Below are 1,281 nucleotides of genomic sequence, written 5' to 3'. Positions count from 1 at the left end.
GTCTTCTGCAGCACCCGGTCCCCCGGACCGATGCCGTATTCCGCCTGCATCCATTGCAGCCGGTTCAAGAGCCCCTTGTGGCTGTTGCCCACCGCCTTGGGCTTGCCGGTCGAGCCCGAGGTGGTGATGCAGTAGGCCAGCCCCTCCGGATGCCAGTCCACCGCCGGTGCCTCATCGGGATAGCCGGACAGGTCCCAGCCCTCCAGCGCCACCACCTCGACCCCGTCCGGCAGCCGCTCGATGAGATGCGCCTGGGCCAGCACCAGCCTGAGGCCGGTCTCGGCGATGGTGCCGGCCAGGCGCTCGCGCGGATGCTCGGGGTCGAGCGGCAGATAGGCCCCGCCCGCCTTCGCGATGCCGAGCAGCGCCAGCACCATCGCGACCGACCGCTCCGCCGCCACCCCGACCAGCACGTCCGGCCCGACGCCGCGGGCGACCAAGGCCTGGGCCAGCCGGTTCGCCCGGCCGTCCAGCTCGGCGTAGCTCAGGCGCTGGTCTCCGAACACCAGCGCCTCGGCCTGAGGCGTCGCCCGCGCCTGACGCGCGATCAGCGCCAGCACGGTCGGCACCGCCTCATACGCCGTGTCCGTCGCGTTCCACTGCGCCAGGCGCTGCCTGTCTTCTTCGGTCGGCAGGGCGATCCGGCCCAAAGGCATCGATGCGTCTTCCGCGATGCGCAGCAGCAGCGCCTCGAGCTGCCGCATCAGCTGGTCGATGCGATCCTGGTCGAAGGCGTCGCGCCGCCAGCTCCAGCCGATCTCGAGATCCCCGCCCGCCTGCACCGTCAGGGTCAGGGCGTAGTTCGTGGTCTCCAGATTCGCGACCGCGCCGAAGCGCAGCCCCTGGACGTCGCGTTCGCGCAGCGCCTGGTCGACCGGGTAGTTCTCGACCACCAGGATCGTGTCGAACAGCGACCGTCCGCCCTGCCCCGCCCAGCCCTGGATCTCGTACAAGGGCGTCGCCTCGTGCTCGCGCAGCGCCGCGTTCTCCGCCTGCAGCTGCCGCAGCCAGTCGCCCACCGGCTCGACCGGATCCAGGTCCGGCGCCACCGGCAGGGTGTTGATGAACAGCCCGAGCAGCGCCTCGGCGTCGCGCAGCTCCGCCGGACGCCCCGACACCGTCGCCCCGAACGCCACCCGCCGCTGCCCGGTGATCCGCGACAGCAGCAAGGCCCAGGCCCCCTGCAGCACCGTGTTCAGCGTCACCCGCTCGCGCCGGGCGAAGGCCTTCAGCGCCTCCGTCGCGGCTGCATCCAGCCGCAGCCTGGCGCTGTCGTGGCCC

The 1,281-nt window shown here is 72.3% G+C and carries 1 protein-coding gene; it reads right to left on the bottom strand.

From position 1 onward, the window contains the following. The coding region (locus tag KXR53_RS35485; protein ID WP_437380329.1) for a condensation domain-containing protein at positions 1 to 1,281 on the bottom strand (1,281 nt) is incomplete at both ends.

This window comes from Inquilinus limosus (genome assembly GCF_051487185.1).
Lineage (GTDB): Bacteria > Pseudomonadota > Alphaproteobacteria > DSM-16000 > Inquilinaceae > Inquilinus > Inquilinus limosus_F.
The sequence above is the reverse complement of the archived record's forward strand: the minus strand, read 5'-3'. Positions and strand labels throughout refer to the sequence as shown.